Consider the following 21,850-nt stretch of genomic DNA (forward strand, 5'->3'; position numbering starts at 1 on the left):
TATCAGCGGCGCGAGTCGTCCACCAGCGGCGCCTCGGCTCGCTCTTGTTCCTCGGGCGGCGTTGCCTCCTCTTCCTCCGGGAAGAAGGCGATATGCGGTTCGTCCGGCGGCGGCGGACCCACCAGGGGTTCGGCCACCTCCACGTCGGGCACCAGGTCGGAAAGATCCTCCACGTGCTCGTGCTCGATGGCTCCCTGCATCAATTCTTCGGTTACGGTCAGCTCGGCGCCCGCCGGCGACATCGGCGTGTTGGGAGAGAACGGCGCCACCGGTATCGGCGCCGGACGCACGCTACGCCGCCAGGCGAAGAAGCCGACCAGGAAGAGCCCCAGGGCACCGAAGGCCCAGAACAGGCCGGCATCGCCCGCCCATGCCATGGCCGGGGAAATCAGCGGCGGGCTCACCGTCGAACCGATGGCGTTGATCAGCAACAGCCCCTGGCTCATGCGCACCAAGGCGCCGGCCGGAGCGCGGTCGGCGGCATGGCTCACCGCCACCGGGTAGAGCGCGAACACCCCGCCACCCAGCAAGAACAGCAGCGCTGCCAACATCCAGATATTCAGGGGCAGCATCAGCATGCCGACCGAAATCAGGGTGCAGAAGGCGCCGATCAGGATCAGCACGATCTGGCGGTCGTGGCGGTCGGACCAACGCCCGATGGGGTACTGCAGCAACATGGCACCGAGCACCACCACCGCCATCATCTGGCCGACCTGCGCCACCGTGAGGCCGATGCGCTGCAGGTAGAGAGGCAGCAAGGTATACACGGCGGCCACCGCGAGGCCTGAGCCGAAGCTTCCCATCACCCCGGTCGGAGTGAGCGTGATCAGGCGCATCGGCGAGAGCGGCTCGGCGTGCTCGATCAGCGGCGACACCCTAGGGATCATCGCCATGGGCAGCACCGACAGCGAGGCCAGCATGCCGATGACCATGAACGGAGCGGTCTCTCCCATGGCGTCGGTCACGCCAAGCAGCAATTGGCCGACCACGCCAGCGGCATACAACGAGATCATGTAGAGCGCCAGCAGCCGGCCTCGCACCTTCTGGTCGCCGGAGGTGAGAAGCCAGCTCTCGATGACCAGGTAGACCCCCACGGTGGCCCAGCCCCCGACCAGGCGCAGCGCGAACCAGGCCCAGGGATCGAAGATCAACGCCTGCAACAGCACCGTGACCGCCACCAGCGAGGCGAAGCTGCCGTAGGCACGGATGTGACCGATGCGCAGCAACAGCCGGTCGTTGAGCATCGCCCCCAGTGCCAGTCCGATGAAATAGGCCGAGGAGACCCAGCCGATTACCACCGGCGATTCACCGGCCGCATCCAACCGCAGGGTGATCAGGGTGGCCAGAAAGCCGTTGCCGATCCCCAGGATGAAAAGGCCTAACAGGGGAGCCAGAGCCATGGCCAGTAGTTGCCGCGACATGAATGCGCCTCTCGACAGCAAGGAGAAAATAGGAAAGAAGATGACAGAAAATAGCGTGCAAGGCTGCCCACCGCCCGCTGCGAAACGCCGAAAAACGGGTCGCGAGCGAGCAGGGCGGCGCGAATCATACGCCTGACTGTGCCGGCATTAAATACTTATTCCTTCGTCGACTCGAAAGTTAGTGAAAAGCACCAACAATGAGCCCCAAAACAGCAAAACCTTTGGAGTCAAACGAGGTCTCCCTCAGCGCTTCTGCAGCAGGACCACGTCGGCGTCGGGAAACTCCACCTGCATGTCGAGACGCTGGGCCAGCCACTCGAAGCTCGCCTCGCTGAAAAAGCAGACATGGGTGGGGTCGAGGATGTAGTGCCAGCGTGCAAAGGACTCTTCACTGGTCACGCGCTTCGTCATCAGCCCCAGCCAGCCGCCTTCGGGCAGCAGGGCCGCGAGGCGCTCGAGCTCCCACCCCGGCGCGAACAGGTGCTCCACGACCTCCGTGGCGGTGATGAAATCGTAGCGGCGATCGAGCACGGCCGGGTCCGGGGCGTAGTAGGGGTCGTAGATGGCCATGGGGTGACCCGCCTCCTCGAACATCACCGAGAGGGTCGGCCCCGGGCCGGCCCCGAAGTCGAGGCCGCGGGCGCCCGGCTCCAGGCGGCTGCGAAGGGGCTCGAACAGCCGCGACAGGAAACGGCGATAGCCGGGGTCGTCGGGGCGGTTCTCGTGCTGGTCGTAGACCGCCCTCTCCTGCTCGGGCGGGAGATGATGCTCCGGGGGCACGAACGCCAGAAAGCAGACCCCGCAGCGGTAGTAGTCTCGACGCGCATCGCGATGGAAATGCCGCGAATGTGGACATGCGCATAGCGGGCAGGTCGGCATCGTCGTATCCTTTTGGGCCTGGTGCACTACAGGTTACTCAAAACTCATCTCGACGAGGAGGCCGGCAATGCTGTCAGGTCTGGACCACTTGGTCATCACCGTGACCGACATTTCCCGCGCCGTGGATTTCTATTCTCGTGTGCTTGGACTCGAGGTGCGCTACCGCGACCGCGAGCGAGTCGACCTGATGCTCGGCGACATCGCCCTGCGCCTGCATTGGACGGCCACCGATATCGTGCCGCGTGCCGCCACCCCCACCCCGGGCAGTCTCGACCTGTGCCTGCGCAGCCTGCTGCCGCTGGACGAGGTCCAACGGCATCTGGAGGCGCTGGAAGTGGAGGTGGAGCTCGGCCCCGTGACCCGCCAGGGCGCCACCGGCCCCATCGAATCGCTCTACCTGCGCGACCCCGACGGCAATCTGCTGGAAATCAGCCGGCCGCTCAAGGAAGCGATCGAATGATGGGTAGCCTGGCATTGTCGCCCACGGCCGGTATCATTGAGGCAAACCACGGACGACTGGACGTCTCATGAACCCAAGCCCCGATAACCACAGCGTCATCGAGCCGGGCCGTACGCCCGACACTACCCTGCCACTCGTCGTGTATGCCCTGCTCCTGGCCGGCATCGTCACCGGCGGCCTGACAGCCCTCGTCGGCGTGGTGATCGCCTATGTCTATCGCGGCGAAGGGCCACACTGGTTCGACGAGCACTACCGCTATCAGATCCGCACGTTCTGGATCTCCGTGCTCTACTTTGCCGTTTCCGGCCTGCTGACGTTGGTGTTGATCGGCTTCGTGACCTGGCTGCTGGCCGTGGTCTGGCTGGTCGTACGCTGCGTCAAGGGAATCCGGCGCCTTCAGGAACACCGCGCTCCCGACAACGTGGATGCCTGGCTGATCTGACTCCATGAGTGAAGCACCACCGCATAACCCTACCCTGCAGGGCCGTGCCATTGCCACGCTATGGCATACCCTGGCCGGCCGTCGCCCCGCCATGCTGTGGCGCCTGGCCCGTGTTGCCGGCCCCCTGGTGTATCGCTTCAGCCGGCGCGAACGCGAGGTGACCGAGATCAACCTTGCCGAGGTCTACCCGGAACAAGGCACAGCCGAACGCCGCCGGCTAGCCCGGGAAAGCCTGACCCACTCTACCGCCACCATGCTCGAGCTGGGCTTCGCCTGGATGGCCGAGCCCAGGCGAGTCGAAGCCTCCATCGTCGAGGTGTACGGCCGCGAGCTGCTCGACGAAGCCCGTGCCGAAGGGCGCGGGGTCATCGTGCTCGCTCCGCATTTCGGCAATTGGGAGGTGCTCAACTTCTGGCTCTCGAGCCATTTCCCGTTCACCGCCATGTATGAGCCCCCCAAGATCGACGATCTCGACCCCGTGATCCGCCAGGGCCGCGAGCGCATGGGCGCGAGCCTGGTACCGACCAACCCGCGCGGCGTCGCCGCCCTGCTCAAGGCGCTCAAGCGCAGCGAGGCCATAGGTATCCTGCCCGACCAGGAGCCTGACTGGGGAAGCGGTGTGTTCGCCCCCTTCTACCGTCGCCTGGCCTACACCGCGACCCTCCTGCCCAAGCTGGTGGCCCGCACCGACGCCCGCGTGGTTACCGGCGTGGCCCGTCGCCTTCCCGGCCAAGGCTTCGCCATTCACTTTCTCGCCGCCGACGAGCGGGTCTACTCGGCCGACGAAACGCAATCGGCGACGGGTGTCAACGCCTGCGTGGAGCATGCCATCGCCCTGGACCCGGCCCAGTATCAGTGGGAATACAAGCGCTACCGCAAGGTGATCGAGGAGCAACAGGGCGTACCCAACCACAGTGAGTACCGCCTCTACTGAGACGTGGGTAACTTGGCGTCAGCCAACCGGGGACCAGGCGACTTTTCGCTAACCAGCCCCCGCTGGAGGCTCGGTCAATCTCGCGGGAATCGCGCTTCCAGCTCAGCGACCTGTTCAGGGGTCAGTGCCCTTGGGTTCTCGCCACGCAACAACAGGAAAAGCTTGGCGGTCTCCTCCAGTTCTTCGGTGGCATAGACGGCCGCCTCGAGCGTCTTGCCGGCCACCACCGGGCCGTGGTTGGCGAGCAGCACGGCACAATGCCTGCCTGCCAGCCCCCGCACCGCATCCCCCAGAGCAGGGTCGCCGGGCACGTGGTAAGGCACCAGCGGCAGCTTGCCCACGCGCATGACGTAATAAGCGGTCAGGGGCGGTATGCAATCGCAGGGATCGATCCCCGGCAGGCAGGAAACGGCAACGGAATGGGTGGAATGCAAGTGGACGATGGCTCCCGAGCGCGGCCGCTCGGCGTACATCGCCATGTGCAGGAAGCTCTCCTTGGTCGGCTTGTCCCCATCGAGCCAGCGTCCCTCGCCGTCGAGACGAGAGATAGCGGCTGGGTCGAGACGCCCCAGGCATGCATTGGTGGGAGTCATCAGCCACCCCCCCTCTTCGGTACGAACACTGATATTACCGCTGGAGCCCATGGTCAGGCCGCGGTCGAACAATGACTTGCCGAGAGTCGCGATCTGCTCGCGCATTCGGCTCTCTTCGCTCAGGCTCATCGTGCTTATTCTCCGATCGTGAGCTGATCCAGTACCGTGAAAGCACGCGTAAAGAAATCCACACCGCCGAAATTGCCCGACTTGAGCGCCAGGGACAGGGGCGCCTCGCGACCCTCCAGCGGTGCTTGGGTCCAGGGTACGCCCGGATCGATCTGATCCCCGATACGCAGTTGGCGTAGGCCAAGCGCCGAAACCACCGCCCCCGAACTTTCACCACCCGCCACCACCAGGCGACCGACACCCTCGGCCACCAGAGTACGGGCCAAGCGTCCCAACGCTTCTTCTACCACTTCGCCGGCACGGCTTATGCCAAGAAAGTCTTGAGCCGCCTTGACTCGCTCAGGATCGGCCGAGGCATAGATCAACACGGGACCGCCCTCAGGCAGATATTGGCGGGCAAAGGCCAACGCTGCTTCTAGATGATCGTCATTCTCGGCCAGGCGCAGCGGATCCAGCGCGAAGCCTGGCTGGTGGCTGAGGAAGTGCTCGACCTGCCCCAGCGTCGCCCGAGAACAGCTACCCGACAGGACCAGGGCAGAACCTTGCGAAGGTGAGAGACGCCCGGCATCGGCCACTGCATCGAGCCAGCCAAGCCGGCGATACTGCTCGGGCAGCATCTTGCCCAGACCGGATCCGCCGGTGACCAAAGGATATTCCGCTACCGCCTCGGCCAGTACCTTGAGATGCCCGTCGTCGAGCGTATCGCAAATCACATGGCGTATGCCGGTATCGGCCAGCGAAGCGAGTTCCCGGCGCACCGCTTCACTGCCTTGGGTGATCAGCGGATAGGTGACCCGACCGACAGGGTGGCGAGTCTGACGCCCCAGCACGCGCACCAGGTCGGCGTCCGTCATCGGCGTCAAAGGATGGTTCTGCATACCGCTGTCGCTGAGCAGCCGGTCGCCGACGAAGAGGTGGCCTTGATAGACGGTGCGACCATTGTCGGGGAAGGCCGGTACCATGACCGTCTGCTCACTGCCGATACGCTCCAGCAGCGCGTCAGCCACAGGTCCGATATTGCCTGCCTCGGTAGAATCGAAGGTGGAACAATACTTGAAGTAAACCTGGCAGGCTCCCTGCTTGAGCAGCCAATCGACGGCCGCCAGGGAATTCTCGATGGCCTCTTCGACAGGGCAAGAGCGCGACTTCAGCGCCACCACCACCGCATCGGCATCGCCGATGTCGATATCGCCGTGTGGTACCCCGATCAGTTGTACGCAGCGCATGCCGGCACGAACCAGATTATTCGCCAGATCCGTGGCGCCGGTAAAATCATCGGCAACAGCCCCAAGAGCAATACTCATCCTACCCCCTTATTCAATAACCAATCAGCTCGTACCTCACGCGACCGACCCGTGGGGTTGCTCCCTGACACCCCCGAAAAGAACTATAAAACGAATTACGACAACGCTTTGTTGCTGAGAGGACGAGACACCTCATCGTATTTGCGACGCCCTTTATGCTCAGCCAGAGATGGCTCGAGCGAAAAGACAGCTTGAGGTCTTGCACTGATTCCTGTGCCGCCGGTAGGGATACAGTAGAGCAGGACACCGATGTCAAACAGGTCAACGACGTTCAATTGGCAAAATAAGCAACGGTGACTTCAGTCTTGCCCGACCGCAAGAGGAGCCAACGCCTCGCCAAGACTTGAGAACGTCAGTGCACAGCGGTGACTCAACGGCATTACCCTGTAGGCTATGGTGATGTTCGAATCGAGGAGGCCTGACATCGCAAGGACGCCACGATACGTCATGATTCGTCCCACTCTGCTCAAGGCGCTGGCATGGATCGCTCTGCTCCTGGCCACGCTCTACGGCCTTTATCTCGTGACGGCCAACGCCCTGCTTGCCAGCGACTGGGCGCGCAACCAGCTCGACCGAACGCCACGCCTCACGCTGGAGTGGGAGCACGCCTGGACGGCCTACCCCGGCCACTTGCAGGTCAGCGAGCTGCGCCTTGCCGGCGCAGCCGCCGAACGCCGTTATGCGCTGGAAGCCGAGCGCGCCACCCTGGGTGTCTCTCTCGTTTCGCTGTTGGGGCGCGAACTGCGCCTGCATCGTCTCGATGCCGAAGGCATTCGCCAGGTCAGCCTCGAAGAGTACCGCCTGCAGGGCAGCGGCCACCTGAACCTGGCAGGCATCCGCTGGGGGGCCGGCGAACTGGCCGTCAAAGCACTGCAGCTACAGTTGGAAGAGGGGACGATCCGCGAGGGCGACACCGCCCTGATGCAGCAGGTGGACATGCAGGCTGAGCTCGATCTTGCGCCACTGGCGCTGGCCGATCACACCGGACCTCAGGCGGCACGCTTCGTCTCGGGCCGCGTCGAGCTGGCCGGGCGCAGCGACGCCTACGACGTCTTCAATCGTTTCTTCTCCGCCCTGGGCTGGCTGGAGATCGACGGCCAAGGCGAAATGGCGGGCGACATTCGTATCGCTAACGGAGAAGTACAGCGGGGGTAGCCGCCTGCGCCTCGACTCCTCCCGGCTGAGCGTGCGCCTCGACGAGCGCCACTGGCTGGAGGACGGCGCGCACTATCAGATCGACGGCACCGGCACCGTGGAGGCCGAGATCGAAGAGAGCGCCCACCTCGCCCTCACGCTCGACGCCATCGCGATGCACGACATTCGGGAGCCAACTTCGGCGGCGTCTCCACTGCTCAAAGGCGACGGCTTCCACCTGGAGCTCACCGCGCCCGACCTGCATCTGCATGACCCGCCGGATGTACTACAGCGTGCCGAGCTGCGTTGGCTCAATACCGAGACGGATGCCATTGCGGCCTTGAACCGCTACCTGCCCGAGCCGGTACCGCTGGCACTGGAAGGCGGCTCGGCACGGCTGCAGGGCGGGCTCGCCTACGATGCCGAGCGCCTCTCCGGTAGTTTCGACCTGGCCGGCGAAGCCATCGCCCTGCGCCTCGGCGACCAGCCGTTGACCGGTCGGCTCGCCCTGCACTTGCCGATCGGCGAACTCGATGTGCAGCGCGGCGAGGTGGACATCTCCGGCACCCGCTTCGAGCTCGAAGCGGCCGCTCCGGGCGAAGCGCGACCGCTCGTCACCGAACTGGAACTGCCCACCGCCCGCTTCCACTCGCCGCTGGCCTGGCGCGAGCTGGATGACGACACGCTTCTCGCCGGCGAAGCACCGTGGGCGGCGAAACTCGAACTGCAGGGCCGCGTTGCCCATCTCGCCATGCTCGACCCCTTCCTCGCCGGGCTCTTCGCCGGCGGCGGCCTCGCCCTGGAGGGTGGCGGACGGCTTTCCGGCGCCCTGCACATTGACGACGGCCAGCCATCGGAAGGCAGCCACCTGGCAGTGCACTCCGAGGCGCTCGGCGCCCGCTTCCTCGGCATTCACGCCCGGGGAGCGGGCCGGGCGCATCTCGCCCTGAGCCCCGGTGATCCGAACCCGCAGGTGGGCGTGGAACTCGTCTTCGACGAGGCGGATCTTACCCGGCTCGCGGATGGGCGCCGGCTGCTGCAGGCCGAACGGTTGGCCCTCACCGCCACGGCGGAGGCACAGGCGTCACCCACGCGCCCTCGCACGGCCCAGTTAGCGTGGCGCGGCGCGCGCATCCCCGACGTCGACGTGCTCAATGCCTACCTGCCGGAAGCGGTACCGCTGCGGCTGCACGACGGGCGTGCCACGAGCTGTGGCCGGCTTATCCTGGAAGACGAGCGTGCCCAGGGGCACCTCACCCTGGCGGGGGACGCCATCGACGGCAGCCTGCTCGGGGAGGCGTTCCAGGGCGAACTGGACATGACGCTCGAACTGGGCGAACTCGTGCCCTCCCGCCAGCGTATCGACCTCTCTGGCAGCCGGTTGGCACTGACCGCATCGACGAATGGCGACGAGCCGCTGCGCACCCGGCTCGTTCTCCGTCGGGCGCGCCTCGAGGGCGGCTTCGACTGGCCCGGAAGCGAGACGCCGCGCCGGCCGATGTCCGGAACGCTGCAGCTGGATGGCCAACTCGACCGGCTCGGCTTTCTCAATACCTTTTTGCCCCAGGAGCACGGCCTGGCGATCCAGGGGGGCGGCCGCCTGGGTGCCGAGCTTCGCCTGGTACAAGGCGAAGCCGCACCCGGCAGCGTGCTTCGCGTGAATTCCGATCGGCTCGGCGCTCGCTTCCTGCACTACGAAGCCTTCGGCGACGGCTCACTGGTGCTGGAAACTGCCGATACCGGTGCCGAGCTTCGCCTCTCACTGCCCCGTTTCGGCCTGCGCCGCCAGGAGGGAGCGGGTGCGCTGCTCGAAGGGCGTCTGCTGGACATCCACAGCCGAGCACAGCACTTCGATCTCTCGACGGGGCTGCGCACGCTGAGCACGAGCATCGACATGCCTTACGTAGTCGCACCGGACCTTGCCGCCTTCAACGCCTACCTGCCGGAAGACGCCGGGGTCGAACTCCTTTCCGGCCAGGCACGGATCGCCACCCACTTGCGACTGGAAGGCCTGGGTGCCGAAGGCAACCTGGAACTGCACGCACCCGACGCCCGCCTCGCCTTCGGCGAGCAGATCCTCAGCGGGGCACTGGCGTTGGAGACACGCCTTGCCGATGGCGACCTGGAAACGCTGGACTTCGATATCTCCGGCTCGCAGGTGACGCTGAGGGACATCCGACTGGAGAGCGGCACCGGTGGCCCGGTGCATGGCTGGTGGGCACGGCTTGTCGTACCCGAGGGAAGCCTGCGCTGGGAGGCACCACTTGAACTCGATGCCCGGCTCGACCTGGCCATGCGCGACAGCGGCCTGCTGGTCAACCTTCTCGTCGACGCCGCCCGCGAACGACGCTGGCTGCGCGACAGACTCACGCTGGGTGAAGTGCGCGGCGAGACCCGCGTGCTGTTCGCAGACGACACCATTCACCTGGAGAATCTCGCCGTGCACGCCGGGGAGCGTCTGGAGCTGCTTGCCAACGTCGCGCTGCGCGACTCACACCTGGCGGGCCGCGCCTTCGCCCGCTACGGGCCGCTGCGGCTGGGCATCGAACTGGAGGGTGACCGCCGCCGCTGGCAGCTGCGCAACGCCCGCGAGTGGTACTGGAGCGGGCAACCCGCCGGCATGTTGACGTTGCCTGAAAGCGAGTCCTGGTTCGAACAGCTGGGCGTTCTGGCCGAATGATGCACGCTTCACGGCGATCGACTGGCAAGTCCCGGCCGACCTGTTAGACTCTGGTCCAGACGCTTGACGGGGTGCCGGTGGAACCGGCTGAGATCGCCATACGACATGACTGCTAGCAGTCCTGTCGTCACGGCGGGGCCCGTAGAACCTGATCCGGCTCGTACCGGCGTAGGGATCAAGCGGTGGCCCCTGTCGCGGCACGCAACCGTCGTCGTACGCCCGCCACCCCTTCCTTCCTCCCGTTCGCTCCGGATCCCATTCGATACCGGAGGCAAGATGGGCTATCGCTTCACCGACCTCACCCGTGCCTGCCAGGCGGACTGGCGTGACTACGTCGAGCACGATTTCGTACGTCATTTGGGTGCCGGCACTCTCGCTGAAAGCGCCTTTCGCCACTACCTGCAGCAGGACTACCTGTTCCTGATCCACTTCGCCCGCGCCTACGCACTCGCCGCCTACAAGAGCCGCACCCTGGCCGACCTGCGCCAGGCCTACGATGGCCTCAAGGCGATCGTCGACGTGGAGCTCGACCTTCACGTGGGCTACTGCCAGGAATGGGGCATCTCTGAGGTGGAGCTTGCCGCGCTGCCCGAGGCACGGGCGACGATGGCCTACACCCGCTACGTACTGGATACCGGCAACCGCGGCGACCTGCTCGACCTGCATGTGGCACTCGCACCCTGTCTGGTGGGTTACGGCGAGATCGCCAATTGGCTGAACGCCCAGGCCTTCACCGTGCGTGGCAGCGCCAACCCCTATGACGCCTGGATCGCCATGTACGAAAGCGAGGAATTCCAGAACGCCATGGACGCCGAGCTCGCATGGCTCGACGCACGCCTGGCCGACGTCACCCCGGCGCGCTTCGGCGAGCTCGTCGAGGTGTTCCGCGACGCCACCCGGCTCGAGATCGATTTCTGGCAGATGGGGCTGGATCACGCAGACTAGCCCACTGCCTGACCGGTGCCGCTGCGAAGACGCGAGGGGCGCCGGGGGCAGGCCGAAGAGGAGGTCCTAAGCCATGGATGGCGTAGGTAGCGTACAGGGAGGTATTTACAGCGCCTCCTCGAAGGCCTGCCGCCGGAGCAGCCCCGACTCAAGGCGGAAACGACCCAGCCCGCAACGAAAGCGGGCAACCACGCTTGACGGGGTGCCGTTGAAGACGGCTGAGATCATGCAGCGCCGCGCGCCCAGCATGGATCCCGTTGAACCTGAACTGGCTAGGACCAGCGTAGGGATCAAGCGACACGCAGCCGGGCGCCGCCCTGCTGCCCCTGTCCTCCCCAGCTGTCCTCCCTGACGACCCACAACAAGGGAGAACACCCATGAGCAAGACCGCCCACTTCCTCGCCGAGACCGCCAAGGTCGACGAGGCCGCCATTCAGCCGCTGCCCGGTTCGCGCAAGGTCTATGTCGAGGGTTCACGTCCCGACATCCGCGTGCCCTTCCGGGAGATCTCGCTGTCGCCGACGAAAACGTCCGGCGCCGACGAGGAGAACCCCCCGCTGCTGGTCTACGACACGTCCGGCCCCTACACCGACCCAAATACCGATATCGACCTGCGCCGCGGCCTGCCCGAGTTGCGCCGCGCCTGGATCGAGGCGCGTGGCGACACCGAGTTCCTTGACGGCCCTACCAGCGAATACGGGAAGCGTCGAGCCAGCGACCCGATGCTCGCCCCGCTGCGCTTTGACCTGACCCGCACGCCCCGCCGCGCCAAACCGGGAAAGAACGTGACCCAGCTGCATTACGCTAGCCAGGGCATCGTCACGCCGGAAATGGAGTTCATCGCCATTCGCGAGAACCAGCGACGCCAGGCGCTGGGAACGGACGAGGTGGAGCGTATCCTCGGCCACCAGCATCCCGGTCAGGGCTTCGGCGCGCGCCTGCCCAAGGAGATCACACCGGAATTCGTACGTGACGAGGTGGCGGCAGGAAGAGCGATCATTCCCTGCAACATCAACCACCCGGAATCGGAGCCGATGATCATCGGCCGCAACTTCCTGGTGAAGATCAACGGCAACCTGGGCAACTCGGCGGTGACCTCCTCCATCGAGGAGGAAGTCGACAAGATGACCTGGGGGATCCGCTGGGGCGCCGACACCATCATGGATCTCTCCACCGGCCAGAACATCCACGAGACCCGCGAGTGGATCATCCGCAACGCGCCGGTGCCGATCGGCACGGTGCCGATCTACCAGGCGCTGGAGAAGGTCAAGGGCGTGGCCGAGGACCTTACCTGGGAGGTGTTCCGCGACACCCTGATCGAGCAGGCCGAACAGGGCGTGGACTACTTCACCATCCATGCCGGGGTGCTGTTGCGCTACGTACCGCTCACTGCAAAGCGCGTCACCGGCATCGTTTCTCGTGGCGGTTCGATCATGGCCAAGTGGTGCCTGTTCCATCACGAGGAGAGCTTCCTCTATACCCACTTCGAGGAGATCTGCGAGATCTGCAAGCAGTACGACGTGGCCTTCTCGCTGGGCGATGGCCTGCGCCCTGGCTCGGTGGCGGATGCCAACGACGAAGCGCAGATGGCCGAGCTCAAGACCCTCGGCGAGCTGACCCGGATCGCCTGGAAGCACGACGTGCAGGTAATGATCGAAGGTCCCGGCCACGTGCCGATGCACCTGGTCAAGGAGAACATGGAAAAGCAGCTCGAATACTGCGACGAGGCGCCTTTCTATACCCTCGGCCCGCTGGTGACCGATATCGCCCCTGGCTACGACCACATCACCTCCGGCATCGGTGCGGCCATGATCGGTTGGTACGGCTGCGCCATGCTCTGCTACGTCACCCCCAAGGAGCACCTGGGGCTACCCAACAAGGACGACGTCAAGACCGGCATCATTACCTACAAGATCGCCGCGCACGCCGCCGACCTAGCCAAGGGCCACCCGGCCGCGCAGCGTCGTGACAACGCCCTCTCCAAGGCGCGCTTCGAGTTCCGCTGGGAGGATCAGTTCAACCTGGGACTGGACCCCGACACCGCCCGTGAGTACCACGACGAGACCCTGCCCAAGGACTCGGCCAAGGTGGCCCACTTCTGTTCAATGTGCGGACCCAAGTTCTGCTCGATGAAGATCAGCCAGGAGGTTCGCGACTACGCGAAGGACAAGGGGCTCGACGGCGATCGAGAAGCGGTGATGCGAGGAATGGAGGAGCAGGCGGAGAAATTCCGAGAGCAAGGGGCGGAGCTTTACAAGGAGGTTTGAGCCACCTCTTGCTATAAACAGCGTGCCGGCCCCAGGGCCGGCATTTTTTTCCCGTAGTGGCGACAGTGCGGAGCGTTGGGTTGTAGCCTGTAGGCATCGGCAAGGAAGAAGTGCGGAAGGAGCAAGCCATGCCACACCTGCACGTCGCGCTGGTGACAGAGCGCCCCGAGGTCAGCCTGATTCCGATTTTTCAGCTGCGCCCGCAGCGGATCGTACTGGTACCATGCCAATCAACCCCCCAGGCTGCCGAGCGACTGGCCATCCTGCTGCGCCATGAGCTGCCCGTCGGGACGGAGATCGAGACCTACCCCAGCCTTCCCTGCAACGAGCCGCGACGTTGCGCCGAGCATGCCAACGAGCTTGCCGAGGCCATCTACCGCCAGCAGTTCGACGAGCCGAGCCTGTCGGTCACGCTGGATCTCGGCGGCTGCGGCACCCTTACCGCGCTTTTGTTCCAGCAGGCCATGCGGCGCTGCTTGGCCGATTGGCTGTACGTGGACAGCCAATCGGGCGTCCTCTACCGCATGACCTGCGATGACTCCCATTCGACCCCCGAGACCTTGGCCATCGAGCCGGTGCTGGATATCGATCGCTATCTGCAGGCCAACGGACGCAAGCGGGTCCGGGCACGCTCCGACAGCAGCACATGGCGCGAAGCGTGTCAGCAGCGCAGGTCTCTCACGCTTTACCTCGCCCACCATGCCGATCGCCTGGCTGGCCTGCTTGGCGAACTTCATGACATCGTTCACGGCGAAGGGGGTGTGCTAACGACCTCCAAGGTGCCCTCTAGCCACCGGCTACGGCCCGGTGCCGAACGCCAGCGGCTGCACCGATTGCCGCGCTTTCCCGCTACAGACGCCCTGACCGCCCTGCAAGAGGCCGGCTTGCTCGAATGGTCGAGCGACACGCCCCGGGACGTGGCCGTTACCTCTCCGGAAGATGCCCACTATCTCGGCGGTGGCTGGTTGACGGAATACGCCTGGCTCAGCGCCAGAGAAGCCGGGCTGTCGCAAATCAATAGCGAGGCCCACATTCTCGACCTGAGCGGGCAGCACAACACCGAACCCGTCGTGTCGGACTGTCTGGCGGTAGAGCACAACCAGTTGCTGTTCATCGAATGTTTCATCGCCCGGCCGGGCGCCGAGGCCTGCCTCGAGCAAGGCCTCGGGCGATTGCACGAAATGCTCAACCATTCTGCAGGGCTCGCCGCCACCCGGGTGCTGCTGGCCTGCGGCGAATTCGACAAGGCCAGACAGCGACTCACTGAGCTGCAACACCTGCAGGGATTGCAGGTTCAGGTCGTTGAGAGTGCGGAGCTCAAGCACCTGCCTGCGCTGTTGACGCATTGGAAGGAGAACGGCGAATGGCCGGGGAGGCGATGATCACGAGCCTGCCGCAGAGAATCGCCCCCGGCATGGCCGGGGGCGCTGTCACGCTCCAGTGATTGGCTTCTCGGCTCAGAAACGGTAACGAATGCCGACGCTTGCGGCATCGAAGTTGTAGTCCGACTTGTCCAGGTAGCGCATGTAATCGGCGCCGATGGCCAGGTTGGGCGCCACGTCGAACTCGGCACCCGCCCCGTAGGAGAAGCCGTTCTCGCTACCGGTGTCGAAATCGACCTCGGTGAAGCCGGCCAGGCCGTAGAGGCGGAACTCTTGGGAAAGCGGCAGGATCCCCTTGGCGTAGGCGCCAACCAGGTAATCAAGCTCGGCCTCGCCATCGGAGCCGCCGGTACCCAGATGGGCCTCGGCCCCGAAATAGTCGTTGAACTGGGCGCCGCCGTTGAGGCGCAGCCCCACGCTGTCGCCATCGTCGCCATGTTCGTAGTCTAGATCCCAGAACATGGCGTCGGCACCGACATAGGTACGTGGATACATGGGCATCTGGCCCGGTGCCTGGCTACGAGGCTGGCTACGCCGGGCCTGATTCTGCCCCTGGCTCGGCGAGCGAGGCTGAGTCTGGGCCTGTTGCCCCTGGGTCTGCGATTGCTGTCCCTGAGTCTGGGTCTGTTGCCCCTGGGTCTGGACCTGCTGGGCCTGGGCCGAGACGGTAAAGGCGCTGGCGACGGCAACAGCTGCGGTGATGGCTAGCGGTTTCATCTCTCACCTCCATTAAAAAACACTGTTTCCTTACACGCCAAACCAGTCTGGTACAGAATCGTTTCCAGGGCAAGCGAGGCCAGGCGGATGAGTCAAGCTCAGCGCGGGGAGAGACTGAGCACGACGATACCGCCCAGCACGATCGCGCCACCCACCAGTTGGGTTCCCGACAGCATCTGCCCCAGCACCAGGTAGCCCAGCAGCAGCGAGGCCACCGGCTCGACATTCATCACCGGTGCGTTGCGGGCCATCTCCAGCCGCGGCACGCTGATGAACAGCACCGAGAACGCCACGCTGTAGAGCAGCGCCAGCGCTACGAGCGCGCCCCATCCCGTAGGACTGGCCGGCAGCGCCATGCCGCCCGGCACCAGTTGCAGCGCGCCGGCCATCAGCATCACGACGAGCACCGTCAACATGGTCAGCAGGCTACGCAGGGTGCTACCCACCTCGCTCAGGTGATGCTCGGTGATCCACAGGGCGCAGGCGAAAGCCGTTGCCGCCCCCAGCCCGAAGGCCACCCCAGGCAACCATTCCGAGCCAAGCGCCTCGGGTGAAGCCAACCAGGCGGGAACGTCGAGTACCACCACCAGCCCTACCAGGATCGCGGCCATGATAAGCGCGGCCCGCAGCGTCGGCCGCGGGCCGCCCAGCGCCCAGGTCAGCAGTGCCAACTGGATGGGAAAGGTGTTCATCAGCAGCAGCGCCACCACGACCGGGATGCGCGCCACCGCCGAATACAGGCACAGGCTCTGGACGGCCACCATCAAGCCCGCCATGAGCTGCCAGCGACCGGCCCCGGCCGGAAAGACGAAGCGCTTGCGCTGCAGCAGGAACAGAACGACGAGCACCGCAAGCGCCATTGACGATCGCGCCAGCACGGCCAGCAGCAGCCCGGTACCCTCGTCGAAGGCCAGGCGCGCGGCAACGTGATTGCTGGCAAACAGCGTCGCCACGGTGACCAGGATCGCGATAGCGACATGACGAGGCATCAGGATGGGCGAGCGTGATGAAGGAGCGGGCATGAGAAGGTATCCAGGCAGGCGAAGCGCACAGCATGCCAGCGTTCGCGCGCCATGGCCCAAACGTCACGTAAAAAAGGCACAACATGACGCAACTCAGGGCCAGCAAGTATGAGAGTGATAGACTAAGGTCTTACGACTATGCTGGCCCTACAGCCTGCCACATGGAGATGCCATGGACACTTCGGTACTGGTCATCAACTGCGGTTCCTCTTCGATCAAGTATGCCTTGGTGCCGGGGAACCCCGAACTGCCGCGACTGTCCGGGCTGGCCGAGCGCCTGGGCAGCGGCAGCGCCCGGCTGAAGGGAACCGACAGCCAAGGCGAACCCTTCGAACAGGCACTGGCCGACGCCGACCATACCCGGGCGCTGGAGGCTATTCTCGAGCGCCTGGAGGGGCGTCTACCAGTGGCGGTGGGACATCGTATCGTGCACGGCGGGGAACACTTCACGCGTGCGGCCTTGATCGACGACGAGGTGGTGGTCGCCATCGAACGGACCGCGGCCCTCGCTCCGCTGCATAACCCCGCCAACCTGGAAGGCGTCACGGCCACCCGCCGACTTTTTCCCGACCTGCCGCAGGTGGCGGTCTTCGATACCGCCTTCCACCAAAGCCTGCCACCGCGGGCCTATCGCTACGCCCTGCCTGAAGCGCTCTACCGCGATCATGCCATCCGGCGCTACGGCTTCCACGGCACCAGCCACGCCTATGTCAGCCGGCGGGCCGATGCCTTGAGCGGGCTCGGTGGGGGCGGTTGGCTCACCGCCCACCTGGGCAACGGTTGCTCCACCTGTGCCGTCTGGCAGGGCCAAAGCCTCGACACGAGCATGGGCCTCACCCCGTTGGAAGGCGTGGCCATGGGCACGCGAAGCGGTGACGTCGACCCGGGCCTGCATGCACATCTCTCGCGCCAGCTGGGCTGGCCGCTCGAGCGCATCGATGAAGTACTCAATCGCGAGAGTGGCCTGCTGGGACTGTCGGGTTTGACAAACGACATGCGCGAACTGGAAGCCGCCGCCGCAGAAGACCATGCAGGCGCCATTCTCGCCATCGAAGTGTTCTGTTACCGCATCGCCAAGTCGCTGGCCGCCCTTACCTGTGCCCTGCCCCGCCTCGATGGCTTGGTATTCACCGGTGGCATCGGCGAGAACTCGGCCGAAGTGCGCGAACGGGTCATCGCGCTGCTGCCGCACTTCGGCTTGCAACTCAACCGCACCGTGAACAGCGAGACGATCCGAGGCCGTGAGGGTCGCATCGACGCCGGAGGTCGCCAGCTCTGGGTGATTCCCACCGATGAAGAGGGGCAGATCGCCACCGAAACCCGTCAGAGACTGGGAGAGGCCACCGCATGACGCCGCAAGACGCACGCCCGCAGACTCAGGTTCTGCTCATGGTGCCGACCAGTGTCGGGGTCGGCCTGACCTCGGCCAGCCTGGGCCTGATGCAAGCTCTCGATACCCTTGGCCTCAAGACCGGCTTCCTCAAGCCGTTCCGTCAGGATGAGCTCAACGGCCCCGGCCCCGACCGCTCCACCGCCCTGGTCGGCAGCACGCTCGGGCTGCGCCCGCCGGCCCCCATTGGCCAGGCCGAGATGGAGCGACTGCTGCGCCAGGATCGTATCGACGTACTCATGGAGCAGGTGATCGAGCTCTTCGATCAGGCCGTCGACAACCAGGAAGGCGACACGCCGGACCTGATCGTGGTGGAGGGCGTGGTGCCCACCGCACAAGGCACCTACGCCACGCAGCTCAATGCCCAACTGGCCCACGCGCTCAATGCACGGACCATCCTAGTCGGCAGCGGCGACGCCACCGCTCCGGAAGCGCTGGCGGAACAGCTCGACATGCATGCTCGCGCCTTCGGCGGAGTGGGCTCCGCCCGTACCCTGGGCTGCATCCTGATGCGCATGCAGAACCTGCCCGGCGCCGAGGAGCCGGCGCTGGCCCCGGGCACCAGCAGCGTCGTGCTCGACGATGCCTTCCTAGCGGAGCTGCGCCGCCACTCCCCCGCGCTTGCCACCGACCGTTTTCATCTCATCGGCGTGGTGCCCTACAACCCGACCCTGATCGCGCCGCGGGTCATCGACGTGGCGCGGGCGCTGAATGCCCGCATGCTGAACGAAGGCGACGCCGCCACGCGCCGTGTACTCTCCACCAGCCTGTGCGCACGCAGTGCCGCCAACGCCCTGCATGTGTTCCGCCCCGGCAGCCTGATCGTCACCTCGGGCGATCGCGACGACATCGTGCTCGCCTCGGCGCTGGCCACCATGAACGGCATCCCCATGGCCGGCGTGCTGCTGACCAACGGCTTCATGCCCAACGACAACATGATCGAGATGTGCCGGCCGGCACTCAAGACCGGCATGCCGGTGCTGGCGGTGGACACCGACAGTTTCACCACGGCCAAGAACCTGGGTCGCATGAGCAACGACATTCCCATGGACGACCTGGAGCGCGCCGAGCAGGTGACACGCTTCGTCGCCGGGCACCTGGACCTGCAGTGGCTCAAGGATCACCTGAGCCGCGGCTTCACGCGGCGTCTGTCGCCCTCGGCGTTTCGCCATCAGCTGGTCAAGCTGGCCCAGCGCGCCAACCGCCGCATCGTACTGCCCGAAGGCAACGAACCGCGTACCGTGGAGGCTGCGGCCATCTGCCAGCGCCGCGGCATCGCCGACTGCGTGCTGCTGGCCCGCCGCGAGGAAGTCGAGGAGGTGGCGCGAAATCGCGGAATCGAATTGCCGGAAGGGTTGGAGATCCTCGACCCCGAGGGCATCCGCGCGCGCTACGTGGCGCCCATGGTGGCGCGGCGAAGCGGCAAGGTAAATGAGCTGACGGCGGAGGATCAGCTGCAGGACAATGTGGTGCTCGGCACCATGATGCTGCAACTCGACGAGGTCGACGGATTGGTCTCGGGCGCCGTGCATACCACCGCCAACACCGTGCGTCCCGCCTTCCAGTTGATCAAGACCGCCCCCGGGTATCGCCAGGTGTCGTCGATTTTCTTCATGCTGTTGCCGGAGCAGGTGGTGGTCTACGGCGACTGCGCGGTGAATCCGGATCCGGACGCCGAGGCACTGGCCGAGATCGCCATCCAGAGCGCGCGCTCTGCCCAGGCCTTCGGCATCGAGCCGCGGGTGGCGATGATCAGTTACTCCACCGGGGAATCGGGCAGCGGCGCCGACGTCGACAAGGTGCGCCAGGCCACGCACCTGGCCCGTGAACGGGCCCCCGACCTGCTGATCGACGGCCCGCTGCAGTACGACGCCGCGGCCATCGAAAGCGTCGGCCGCCAGAAGGCGCCGGATTCGCCGGTGGCCGGGCGGGCCACGGTATTCGTCTTTCCCGATCTCAATACCGGCAATACCACCTACAAGGCAGTGCAGCGCAGTGCACGCGTGGTCAGCGTGGGGCCGATGCTGCAGGGACTCAACAAGCCGGTCAACGACCTCTCGCGCGGCGCCCTGGTCGATGACATCGTCTACACCATCGCGCTGACGGCCATCCAGGCTGCCCAGCGTGGCTAGGCCTGCCCAACGAGCGGCGGTATGGCCCGTTCCGCCCTGACCCGACGGTCGGGGCGATAGGGAGCGGGATCGATGGCCGGTTCGCGATCCAGCAGCTGGTCGACCAGTAGTCGGGTTGCCGCAGGCGCCAGCACCAGCCCGTTGCGGTAGTGCCCGGCGTTGACAAAGAGCCCCTCGATCCCCGGCACCGGGCCGATGAAGGGAATGCCGTCCGGTGCCGCCGGCCGCAGCCCGGCCCAGTGGTGCTCGATCTCGCATTCAGCCAGCGCCGGCAGCATGGACACGGCGCTGTGCCATAGGGACTCGCGCGCCTCCTCGGTCGTGCGCTTGTCGAAATCGGTCTGCTCCAGGGTCGAGCCGACCAGCACCCGCCCGTCGGCGCGTGGAATCAGGTAGCGTCCGTCGGCCAGCACCACGCGCTCGAGCAGCCGGCGACCGCCAGGCATCGAGGGCGTGGCGAACAGCATCATCTGCCCCTTGACCGGTCTCACCGGCAACGCGACATCATGCTCTGCGAGCAGCACGCCACTCCAGGCCCCACTGCACAGGACGACCCGGTCGGCATTGACGCGCCCTTGCGCGATTTCCACGCCGCAGGCATGTCCCCGCTCGATGACGAGCCGCTCCACGGCGGCATTCTCGATCAGCGACACGTTGGAAAGCGAATCCAGTCGCGCTCGCAGTGCCCGGCATAGCCTCGGATTCCGCACGCTGCCCAGGGTCGGCATCCACAATCCTTCAATGACCCCTTCGCACAGCCAGGGCTCCTGGGCATAGATGAAGTCCGCATCGACCCATTCCAGCGGCCAGCCATGGCGCTGCGCCCAGGTGGATGCACGCTCGGCGTCATCCACCCGCAGATAAAGCATCCCCTGCTGGCGGTACTCGATATCGATGCCGGTGCACTCGAGTAGCCTCTCGGCCAGCTCGGCATAGCGCGACCCCGCGTCACGCGCAAGCTGCGATACGGGCTCGCTATAGCGCCAGGGGTAAAGCGGCGAGACGATACCGCCACCGGCCCAGGAAGCCTCCTGGCCACAGCGCCCCCGCTCCACCAGGGTGACGCCATGACCGGCCTCGGCCAACTGCCAGGCGGTCAGCATCCCGATGACCCCGCCACCGATGATCACGAAATCGTTCACGCAGTGCTCCTGTGACTCGTGCCCTTCTCCGGGCGCCCAGCCCTGCATGGTAACCAAAAGCCGCGTCGAGATCAGGCGCGGAGGGTGCCGGACCCGGGGCTACCCCGCCACAAGTGCAGCGCAAGACATCCCGAACTTTCACGCTGGCTCAGGCTAGCCTAGAGTGGAGGCATGTTCAGCTACAACTGAAGGAGGAATGCCCATGGCGGTTCAAGAGCGACCCTCGGTCGTGGCAGCCCCCGAGCGACGGGCTCAACTGTCGCTGTTCGCCCGCAATTTCTTCAAGCATCCGCGCATGCTGGGTTCGATCATTCCCAGCTCTTCCTTTCTGATACGTCGCTTGCTGGAACCCGTCGACTGGGAGCGAGCGCGGGTCATCGTCGAATACGGGCCGGGTGTGGGCACCATAACCCGAGAGATCCTCGACCGCTTGCATCCCGACGCCACCCTGGTGGTCATCGAGACCAACGACGATTTCGTCGAATTCCTCAACCGCTCGATGTCGGACCCGCGACTGAAGGTGATCGCCGGCTCGGCCGAAACCATCGAAGCCGAACTGGAGCGGCTGGGCCTTCCGGCTGCCGATTACGTGGTGGCGGGCCTCCCGTTCAGCACCATGCCGGCCGACTGCCGGGAGCGTATCCTGCTGGGTAGCCGCGAGGCCCTGGCACCGGAGGGTTCGATGCTGATCTACCAGTTCTCACCCAAGGTTTCATCCGATCTGCGTCAAACGTTCTCTCGCGTCGAGAGCACCTTCGAGCCCATCAACATCCCGCCGGCCAGGGTCTACTTCTGCCACAAGTGACTCCCGGCCAGGCAGTACCGCAGGTCAATGGCCTGCGGTGCATACCGGAACCCACCCTAGTTCGGCTTCCTT

The 21,850-nt window shown here is 65.4% G+C and carries 18 protein-coding genes and 2 riboswitches; of the genes, 11 read left to right on the plus strand and 7 right to left on the minus strand.

The window, feature by feature from the left end; all coding sequences use genetic code 11:
* Positions 1–2: 2 nt before the first annotated feature.
* Both ACOJCM_RS03795 and ACOJCM_RS03800 read right to left on the minus strand, forming a co-directional pair.
* On the minus strand, positions 3–1,421 hold the full coding sequence (locus ACOJCM_RS03795) for an MFS transporter (protein WP_445210733.1): 1,419 nt from the start codon (positions 1,419–1,421) through the stop codon (positions 3–5).
* Positions 1,422–1,664: 243 nt separating this feature from the next.
* Positions 1,665–2,300, minus strand: coding sequence for a class I SAM-dependent methyltransferase (locus tag ACOJCM_RS03800; protein WP_445210734.1), 636 nt, complete (start codon positions 2,298–2,300; stop codon positions 1,665–1,667).
* Positions 2,301–2,367: 67 nt separating this feature from the next.
* Here ACOJCM_RS03800 and ACOJCM_RS03805 point away from each other — a divergent pair, with 67 nt between their 5' ends.
* The 3 genes from ACOJCM_RS03805 (at position 2,368) to ACOJCM_RS03815 (ending at position 4,136) form a co-directional block, all read left to right on the plus strand.
* Positions 2,368–2,760 (plus strand): VOC family protein, encoded by a 393-nt coding sequence (locus ACOJCM_RS03805; RefSeq protein ID WP_445210735.1) that lies wholly within the window; start codon positions 2,368–2,370, stop codon positions 2,758–2,760.
* A 67-nt stretch (positions 2,761–2,827) separates the two neighbouring features.
* Positions 2,828–3,202, plus strand: a complete 375-nt coding sequence (locus ACOJCM_RS03810) for a DUF4870 family protein (protein WP_445210736.1) — start codon at positions 2,828–2,830, stop codon at positions 3,200–3,202.
* Between the two features lie 4 nt (positions 3,203–3,206).
* The gene (locus ACOJCM_RS03815) at positions 3,207–4,136 is read left to right on the plus strand and encodes a lysophospholipid acyltransferase family protein (RefSeq protein WP_445210737.1); all 930 of its coding nucleotides are present in this window, start codon (positions 3,207–3,209) and stop codon (positions 4,134–4,136) included.
* A gap of 74 nt (positions 4,137–4,210) precedes the next feature.
* Here the strand turns inward: ACOJCM_RS03815 and otnC are convergent, their stop codons facing one another.
* Complete coding sequence (gene otnC, locus ACOJCM_RS03820; RefSeq protein WP_445210738.1) at positions 4,211–4,858, minus strand: 3-oxo-tetronate 4-phosphate decarboxylase; 648 nt, start codon at positions 4,856–4,858, stop codon at positions 4,211–4,213.
* 5 nt (positions 4,859–4,863) lie between these two features.
* A complete protein-coding gene (otnK, locus tag ACOJCM_RS03825; RefSeq protein ID WP_445210739.1) occupies positions 4,864–6,162 on the minus strand; it encodes a 3-oxo-tetronate kinase in 1,299 nt (432 codons plus the stop codon).
* Positions 6,163–6,609: 447 nt separating this feature from the next.
* Between otnK and ACOJCM_RS03830 the strand changes: the two genes are divergently transcribed.
* From ACOJCM_RS03830 to ACOJCM_RS03850, 5 genes are all read left to right on the plus strand, one after another.
* Entirely contained in the window at positions 6,610–7,317 is a 708-nt protein-coding gene (locus ACOJCM_RS03830) for a hypothetical protein (RefSeq protein ID WP_445210740.1), read from the plus strand.
* A gap of 31 nt (positions 7,318–7,348) precedes the next feature.
* Positions 7,349–9,976 carry a hypothetical protein gene (locus ACOJCM_RS03835; RefSeq protein WP_445210741.1) on the plus strand — a complete coding sequence of 876 codons (2,628 nt, stop codon included), beginning with the start codon at positions 7,349–7,351 and terminating at the stop codon, positions 9,974–9,976.
* A 57-nt stretch (positions 9,977–10,033) separates the two neighbouring features.
* A riboswitch (TPP riboswitch) is annotated at positions 10,034–10,168 on the plus strand.
* Between the two features lie 84 nt (positions 10,169–10,252).
* Positions 10,253–10,921 (plus strand): thiaminase II, encoded by a 669-nt coding sequence (gene tenA / locus ACOJCM_RS03840; RefSeq protein WP_445210742.1) that lies wholly within the window; start codon positions 10,253–10,255, stop codon positions 10,919–10,921.
* Positions 10,922–11,109: 188 nt separating this feature from the next.
* Positions 11,110–11,228: riboswitch (TPP riboswitch) on the plus strand.
* 70 nt (positions 11,229–11,298) lie between these two features.
* Entirely contained in the window at positions 11,299–13,188 is a 1,890-nt protein-coding gene (gene thiC, locus ACOJCM_RS03845; RefSeq protein ID WP_445210743.1) for a phosphomethylpyrimidine synthase ThiC, read from the plus strand.
* A gap of 128 nt (positions 13,189–13,316) precedes the next feature.
* A complete protein-coding gene (locus ACOJCM_RS03850) occupies positions 13,317–14,570 on the plus strand; it encodes a hypothetical protein (RefSeq protein WP_445210744.1) in 1,254 nt (417 codons plus the stop codon).
* Positions 14,571–14,645: 75 nt separating this feature from the next.
* Here the strand turns inward: ACOJCM_RS03850 and ACOJCM_RS03855 are convergent, their stop codons facing one another.
* The gene (locus ACOJCM_RS03855) at positions 14,646–15,287 is read right to left on the minus strand and encodes a porin family protein (protein ID WP_445210745.1); all 642 of its coding nucleotides are present in this window, start codon (positions 15,285–15,287) and stop codon (positions 14,646–14,648) included.
* Between the two features lie 98 nt (positions 15,288–15,385).
* A complete protein-coding gene (locus ACOJCM_RS03860; RefSeq protein WP_445210746.1) occupies positions 15,386–16,309 on the minus strand; it encodes an EamA family transporter in 924 nt (307 codons plus the stop codon).
* A 172-nt stretch (positions 16,310–16,481) separates the two neighbouring features.
* On the opposite strand from ACOJCM_RS03860, the gene ACOJCM_RS03865 reads away from it, so the two are divergent.
* A complete protein-coding gene (locus tag ACOJCM_RS03865) occupies positions 16,482–17,660 on the plus strand; it encodes an acetate/propionate family kinase (RefSeq protein WP_445210747.1) in 1,179 nt (392 codons plus the stop codon).
* Positions 17,657–19,831, plus strand: a complete 2,175-nt coding sequence (gene pta, locus ACOJCM_RS03870) for a phosphate acetyltransferase (RefSeq protein WP_445210748.1) — start codon at positions 17,657–17,659, stop codon at positions 19,829–19,831. Before ACOJCM_RS03865 ends, pta begins: the two co-directional genes overlap by 4 nt.
* Here pta and thiO read toward each other — a convergent pair.
* On the minus strand, positions 19,828–20,973 hold the full coding sequence (gene thiO / locus ACOJCM_RS03875) for a glycine oxidase ThiO (protein ID WP_445210749.1): 1,146 nt from the start codon (positions 20,971–20,973) through the stop codon (positions 19,828–19,830). The two genes, pta and thiO, sit on opposite strands and share 4 nt — an antisense overlap.
* Positions 20,974–21,175: 202 nt before the next feature.
* On the opposite strand from thiO, the gene ACOJCM_RS03880 reads away from it, so the two are divergent.
* Positions 21,176–21,778, plus strand: a complete 603-nt coding sequence (locus ACOJCM_RS03880; protein WP_445210750.1) for a class I SAM-dependent methyltransferase — start codon at positions 21,176–21,178, stop codon at positions 21,776–21,778.
* The last annotated feature ends 72 nt before the right edge of the window (positions 21,779–21,850 follow it).

The organism is Billgrantia hypersalina, assembly GCF_052584175.1.

Bases quoted from the DNA above. Each gene is read 5' to 3' on its own strand.
- ACOJCM_RS03795 (WP_445210733.1), bottom strand. From the start codon at position 1,421: ATGTCGCGGCAACTACTGGCCATGGCTCTGGCTCCCCTGTTAGGCCTT.
- ACOJCM_RS03800 (WP_445210734.1), bottom strand. From the start codon at position 2,300: ATGCCGACCTGCCCGCTATGCGCATGTCCACATTCGCGGCATTTCCAT.
- ACOJCM_RS03805 (WP_445210735.1), top strand. From the start codon at position 2,368: ATGCTGTCAGGTCTGGACCACTTGGTCATCACCGTGACCGACATTTCC.
- ACOJCM_RS03810 (WP_445210736.1), top strand. From the start codon at position 2,828: ATGAACCCAAGCCCCGATAACCACAGCGTCATCGAGCCGGGCCGTACG.
- ACOJCM_RS03815 (WP_445210737.1), top strand. From the start codon at position 3,207: ATGAGTGAAGCACCACCGCATAACCCTACCCTGCAGGGCCGTGCCATT.
- otnC (WP_445210738.1), bottom strand. From the start codon at position 4,858: ATGAGCCTGAGCGAAGAGAGCCGAATGCGCGAGCAGATCGCGACTCTC.
- otnK (WP_445210739.1), bottom strand. From the start codon at position 6,162: ATGAGTATTGCTCTTGGGGCTGTTGCCGATGATTTTACCGGCGCCACG.
- ACOJCM_RS03830 (WP_445210740.1), top strand. From the start codon at position 6,610: ATGATTCGTCCCACTCTGCTCAAGGCGCTGGCATGGATCGCTCTGCTC.
- tenA (WP_445210742.1), top strand. From the start codon at position 10,253: ATGGGCTATCGCTTCACCGACCTCACCCGTGCCTGCCAGGCGGACTGG.
- thiC (WP_445210743.1), top strand. From the start codon at position 11,299: ATGAGCAAGACCGCCCACTTCCTCGCCGAGACCGCCAAGGTCGACGAG.
- ACOJCM_RS03850 (WP_445210744.1), top strand. From the start codon at position 13,317: ATGCCACACCTGCACGTCGCGCTGGTGACAGAGCGCCCCGAGGTCAGC.
- ACOJCM_RS03855 (WP_445210745.1), bottom strand. From the start codon at position 15,287: ATGAAACCGCTAGCCATCACCGCAGCTGTTGCCGTCGCCAGCGCCTTT.
- ACOJCM_RS03860 (WP_445210746.1), bottom strand. From the start codon at position 16,309: ATGCCCGCTCCTTCATCACGCTCGCCCATCCTGATGCCTCGTCATGTC.
- ACOJCM_RS03865 (WP_445210747.1), top strand. From the start codon at position 16,482: ATGGACACTTCGGTACTGGTCATCAACTGCGGTTCCTCTTCGATCAAG.
- pta (WP_445210748.1), top strand. From the start codon at position 17,657: ATGACGCCGCAAGACGCACGCCCGCAGACTCAGGTTCTGCTCATGGTG.
- ACOJCM_RS03880 (WP_445210750.1), top strand. From the start codon at position 21,176: ATGGCGGTTCAAGAGCGACCCTCGGTCGTGGCAGCCCCCGAGCGACGG.